The 5,675-nt window shown below is 57.0% G+C and carries 4 protein-coding genes; 2 read left to right on the top strand and 2 right to left on the bottom strand.

Going from position 1 to position 5,675, the window contains the following annotated elements; all coding sequences use genetic code 11:
• Both ALO64_RS05825 and ALO64_RS05830 read right to left on the bottom strand, forming a co-directional pair.
• Positions 1-2,255, bottom strand: a 2,255-nt coding sequence (locus ALO64_RS05825; RefSeq protein ID WP_054991671.1) for a toxin VasX, incomplete at its 3' end; no start/stop codon positions are given.
• Entirely contained in the window at positions 2,245-3,093 is an 849-nt protein-coding gene (locus tag ALO64_RS05830) for a DUF4123 domain-containing protein (protein ID WP_044345734.1), read from the bottom strand. The genes ALO64_RS05825 and ALO64_RS05830, both read right to left, overlap by 11 nt.
• A 118-nt stretch (positions 3,094-3,211) precedes the next feature.
• Here ALO64_RS05830 and istA point away from each other — a divergent pair, with 118 nt between their 5' ends.
• Both istA and istB read left to right on the top strand, forming a co-directional pair.
• Complete coding sequence (gene istA / locus ALO64_RS05835) at positions 3,212-4,711, top strand: IS21 family transposase (protein WP_167336736.1); 1,500 nt, start codon at positions 3,212-3,214, stop codon at positions 4,709-4,711.
• Positions 4,704-5,507 carry an IS21-like element helper ATPase IstB gene (istB, locus tag ALO64_RS05840; protein ID WP_019331803.1) on the top strand — a complete coding sequence of 268 codons (804 nt, stop codon included), beginning with the start codon at positions 4,704-4,706 and terminating at the stop codon, positions 5,505-5,507. Before istA ends, istB begins: the two co-directional genes overlap by 8 nt.
• The last annotated feature ends 168 nt before the right edge of the window (positions 5,508-5,675 follow it).

The raw sequence follows: 5,675 nt of genomic DNA on the forward strand, positions 1-5,675 counted from the left end.
TTGATTTTGTCTACACCCTCATAGGTAACCTTGCCAATATCTTTGGCACTGAAGTCTCCATCCCGAGTAAGGTCCCTGTAAGTGAGCGCGGTATTGATGAAGTTGAGCATTATCACGCCCCAAGTGATTGACCCGGCAATTCCTCCCAGCCCATCGATCCAGCGCTTGGCGGTGGTCAGCCAGTCTTTCGCCATGGTTTTGCCGGACTGGAAGTGCAGGCGAATCTCGTCCTGCAACTGCTTTGCGTATTGGTTGTTCTGATAGTCGAGCAGGGCGGGGATGCTCAATTCATGCAGACGAAGTTTTTCCTCAAGGACGCGAAGGTGGCTGGCGTTGCTTTTGCGGGTGTTGTAAGCGGTTGGATAAAGCCACCGGCGACGGGTATCGCTGATCTGTTTGTTGAGGACCTGCCACTCGCGTATCCACTGTTTGAGCTTGGTGAATACCTGTTGATCGACTGCAATACGCGCCTTCGAACCAAGCAACATCTGGCCGATCAACAGGGTGCGGAGCAATGCGACGATGTTCTGCTGTTTGCCCAGGGCCATGCGGCTGTCGATGGGTACCCAGGCCAGCAGGATACTCTCGAGCGTTGCCTTGCCTGCGCCACTGGCCAGTTCGCCGAGGGCTTTGAAGGTGCCCTGAACGGGCTGCTTCAGCGCCTTCATCCACGGCTTGTCGGCAAAGCCCTGGTGATTGAGGGCGCCATTGAGTTCGCCAATACGTGTAGCCAGGTTGGTTACGTCGCCAAGGCCGTTCAGCAGCGCGTCGGCCTCCTGGTGCAGTGCTTGTTTGAGGGCGGGTGAGAAGCCGTAGCGCAAGGTACCAAACAGCGTGCTGGCGTTGGCTTCCTGCTCGGCCAGCCAGGTGGTGGCTGCGCTGTCCTGGGCGTAAATGATCTGCAGGTTGAGCATGATCGTTTGCAGGTACAGCAGCTGTGTTGGACGGGTGGTATCGATAAACAGCTTGAGCGGGTCTGTGCCGATATGTGTCGCCCAGAGCTGAAAATCGCGTTGCGTGTCACGTACCTGCTGCAGCAGTGCGTCTCCGCTTGGCAGATGCTGTTGAAGATACTGACGCGCGCTGCCCAGATCGACTTCGCGTCGCCATTTGTGGCGATCTTTCCAGGCCTGCGCAGCCTCTTCGGTAGGGACGCTGCCGTAACGTGCTTCGATCGATTTGCGCATGTCCAGGCTCTTGAACATGTCCGGCAGCAGTAGAAAATCTCCGGGAACGTTGCTGCTGATCTGTGCCTCTTCAAGGATGCATTGCTCGAAGTACGCTTCGACCTCGCTCAGGTACTGGTGCGTGCGAGCCGCATTGCCGCGCACCGACGCTGGCAGTTTTTGCGGGTCGCTCTCGGCACCACACAGTCCGGAGACAGTCTGGGCGATCTGAATCTTGTGTTCGTGCTCGGCTTGCCAGTCGCGAAAAGCCGCCTGATCAGCGGCCAGTTGCATGCCCAGATCATTGAAAACGGCCAGCGGGTCATCAAGGGCGATGAGCAGGGAATTGTCCTGATCGTCGACGCTGCCTTGCCAGAAAACGTCAGCACCCAGCGGTGCCCATAACGGATTTGTTTCGGCGTCTTCCGACAGCGGGCGAGCAGTGGGGATCGCCGAGTCAGCGAAACGGCCGTCGTCAGTGACATAGCCCTTGTCGATGTCCGCCACCGCCTCGGCGATACGGTTCAATGGCAGGGTGTCCGGCTCGGCCATGGTGATGCAGTAGCTGGCCAGGTCGAGCGCTTTCATCCAGAGCGCGCGGCTTGGGGCGCTGGAGCGCATGTGCTCGCAAACTCGCCACGTCCATTGCTGCGGGGAAAAGGCGATGTGCAGTGTGTTACGTCGCGGGTAGAGCAGAAAGGGCGTGCCATCACTGGCGCCACTTCGCTGGTCATTGCCGATCTGCGCGTCCGTCCAGACAATGCGGCTCAGATGGCCGTTGTTTGCTGAAGCGACATATTCATGCAGCGTCCCGGCCGTTTCGTCGAACACATAGACGTAGCCATCGTACAGCTGGCGAAGGGTGTAGCTGCGTGTTTTCAGTGTCGGCATCAGCGCCCATTTGCCCTGTTTCGGCAACGGCTTCAGTTGCTCCGGCGCGGCGTCGTAGCGGGAGCGATCCAGCGCGTAGCGCACCGGCACGATGGCGACGTAAGGTCCTCTGAAAGGACAAAGGCTGGTGGCCGTCGCCGGAGTCTTGGGGAACAGTGCGGCGCGTCGTTGCTGGTGTGTGCCGTGTTTATCGGTCATGCGGGGCATCCCTGTCGTTACGGACTTTTTGACGGTGTTCATCAAGCGCGGCTATGCGCAGTTCCGGGGCCAGGTGCTGATGCTCGGGGTATAAAGTCTGCCAGGAGGTGTAGTGACCTTGTGGCGAGTTGATGAAATCCAGACCCCAGTCGTGGCAGATGTCGGCCCATGTCGCTAATGCGTATTCACTGATAAGTCCCCACGAGAGCCCGCTGTCCAAAGCTTGATTCAGCCAGCTTTCGATCTGATCATCACTTTGCTTCACGAAGGCTTGCGGATCGTGAGCCTTGACCCAGTCATGAATGCGTTCTTCGAACAGCCATCGATAACAGCTTTCAAAGGCTTTCAACTGCGGATCGCACAGCAGAGTGAAGCCCTGCTGAGAGGTTTGTTGCGGACGTTGATTAACAAATGTGGTGATGGTTGAGCCGAGACTACGCTGCCAACTGCGTAAAGGGGATTGGACCCACAGTTGATCTATAGGCCCGAGCGTCGGGCTCAACTGTTCAGCTCCGTAGCTGGATAGCCAGTAATGCATCGCCAGCGGATCTGCAAAACGCAGCAGACTTGAGTTACCCAGGTAATCGGCCGGGTTCAGAAACTGCTGCAAATGCGCCGAGACGATTTTCAAAGGCGCATCGCTGAAAAAAATGCAGCCGTCGGCCCGCTGCTCAGGATGTTGGTGCCACTCTTCTATCAGTCTGGATGGATAAGGTGCGTGTACAAGTATCGGCCCTAGATCCATGACGCCTGCCCAACGTGTGCCCAGATACAGCGGAACGATCTCAAGATGCTCGTCACGCCGATAAAGCTGCTTTACGGCCTCAGACCGCAACATGCCTGTTGCCGCTGACCGAAAACTGACCCATTAAAGGCTGTTCTGCCGACCGAAAACTGACCCAGGTGTTCAACTGCTTCTGCTCACTTTCCGAGCAGGAGAACACAGGGTGATCAGCATGGAAATGATGGGAAAAATTCGGCGGATGTACTTTCGCGACAAGCTGTCGCTGCATCAGATAGCCAAGCGTACTGGCCTATCCAGGAACACGATCCGAAAGTGGATCAGGGCCCCCGAAACCAAACAGCCGGTGTATCAAAGACGTGCAGCTTTCAACAAGCTGAGCCCGTTTCACGCAACGCTGGAGCAGGCGCTCAAAGCCGACTCGCTTCGGGCAAAACATAACCGCAGAACCGCCAAGGCGCTCTTCGAGCAGATCAAAGCCGAGGGGTACGATGGCGGCTACAGCCAACTAACCGCCTTCATCCGCGCGTGGCGCGGCGAGCAAGGAAAATCTTTGCGAGCCTTTGTGCCGTTGACGTTCGCGCTGGGCGAGGCTTTCCAGTTCGATTGGAGTGAAGAAGGTCTGCTGATCGGCGGGCTGTTCAGGCGGATCCAGGTCTCCCACATGAAGCTCTGTGCCAGCCGCGCATTTTGGCTGGTGGCCTATCCCAGCCAAGGTCACGAGATGTTGTTTGATGCCCATACTCGCTCGTTTGGAGCATTGGGTGGCGTGCCGCGTCGCGGCATTTACGACAACATGAAAACGGCGGTCGACAAGGTCAGCAAGGGGAAAGGCCGGACGGTCAATGCCCGGTTTTCGGTGATGTGCGCGCACTATCTGTTCGACCCAGACTTCTGCAACGTGGCTTCGGGCTGGGAAAAAGGAATCGTCGAGAAGAACGTCCAGGACAGCCGGCGGCGCATCTGGCTCGATGCTCAAGACTGCCTGTTTCATACCTTCGATGAGCTGAATGTCTGGCTCGGCCAACGCTGCCGAACTCTCTGGAGTGAGCTGCCGCACCCGCAATATAAGGGGCTTACGGTGGCAGATGTTCTGGAGCTGGGGCGGGTGGAAATGATGCCGATGCCCAGCGCTTTCGACGGCTATGTCGAACGCACAGTGCGTGTCTCCAGTACCTGCCTGATCAGCGTGGCGCGCAATCGTTACTCAGTGCCTTGCGAGCGCGTCGGTCAGTGGGTCAGCAGCCGTTTATATCCCTCGCGGGTTGTGGTCGTTGCTGATGAAACAACTATCGCCAGTCATGAGCGACTGTTTGATCGAGACCAAGTCAGCTACGACTGGCAGCACTACATCCCGCTGATCGAGCGCAAACCTGGCGCACTTCGCAATGGCGCCCCATTTGCTGATTTACCCAAACCATTACGCCTGCTCAAGCGTGGCCTCCGGCGTCACGCTAACGGTGATCGCGTCATGACCCAAGTGTTGGCTGCGGTGCCCATCAGCGGTCTCGACTCTGTTCTGGTGGCCGTGGAGATAGTGCTTGAGTCTGGCAGCTTGAGCGCTGATCACATCCTGAATGTCCTGGCTCGACTGACGTCCACGGCACCGCCGCCTTCTGTGGAAACGAATCTACAGCTGAAGGTCGCGCCAGCAGCCAACACGGCTCGATATGACCAACTGCGTGCGAAAGATGAGGAGAGCCGAAATGCGTGACTTGATGGCAGAACTTAAAGAACTTCGTCTGCATGGCATGGCGCACGCCTGGGAAGAACTGGCAGCCCAAGGAGAGGCCTCGACAGCGTCCTCAAAATGGTTGCTGGAGCATCTGCTCCAGCAGGAGCAGGCAGATCGTGCTGTGCGCTCGGTGAATCATCAGATGAACATGGCCAAGCTTCCCATGCACCGTGATTTAGCGGGCTTTGAATTCAGCGCTTCCAGCGCTGATGCCCGACTGGTCAAGGAGCTATCCAGCCTGGATTTCACCGAGACGGCCCAAAACGTGGTGTTTATCGGCGGGCCAGGAACCGGCAAAACACACTTGGCCAGCGCACTGGCTGTGGCCGGGATCACCGTTCACAACAAACGAGTCCGCTTCTTCTCCACGGTCGACCTCGTCAATCTGTTGGAGCGTGAAAAGCACGATGGAAAAACGGGCCGGATTGCACAAGGACTGCTCCGCACAGACCTCGTCATCCTGGATGAGCTGGGCTACTTGCCCTTCAGCCAGAGCGGTGGCGCACTGCTGTTTCATCTTCTGTCCAAGCTCTACGAGCACACCAGCGTGATCATCACGACCAACCTGAGTTTCTCGGAATGGTCGAGTGTTTTTGGCGACGCGAAAATGACCACTGCGCTGCTGGATCGACTGACGCACCACTGCCACATCGTAGAAACGGGTAATGAATCCTACCGTCTGCAACACAGCACCCTGGCTGACCAGACAAAGATCAAGACACGAGAACGTAAGCGTAAGGAAGCAGATGTAGTTGAGGACGATGAGCCATTTTAATCCAGATCGGAAACTGCCCTGTCCCATGCACACATGTGGTGGGGCTTTTGATCTTTGAGATCGGACAGGACTGCTACGCTAATCCACAATTGCTGATGACAAATCGGCAATCTGCCCTGGGTCATTTTTCAATCGGCAGGGTGGGTCAGTTTTCAATCAGCGCCGACA

The organism is Pseudomonas meliae, assembly GCF_001400515.1.
GTDB classification, from domain to species: domain Bacteria; phylum Pseudomonadota; class Gammaproteobacteria; order Pseudomonadales; family Pseudomonadaceae; genus Aquipseudomonas; species Aquipseudomonas amygdali.

Bases quoted from the DNA above. Each gene is read 5' to 3' on its own strand.
- istA (WP_167336736.1), top strand. From the start codon at position 3,212: ATGGAAATGATGGGAAAAATTCGGCGGATGTACTTTCGCGACAAGCTG.
- ALO64_RS05830 (WP_044345734.1), bottom strand. From the start codon at position 3,093: ATGTTGCGGTCTGAGGCCGTAAAGCAGCTTTATCGGCGTGACGAGCAT.
- istB (WP_019331803.1), top strand. From the start codon at position 4,704: ATGCGTGACTTGATGGCAGAACTTAAAGAACTTCGTCTGCATGGCATG.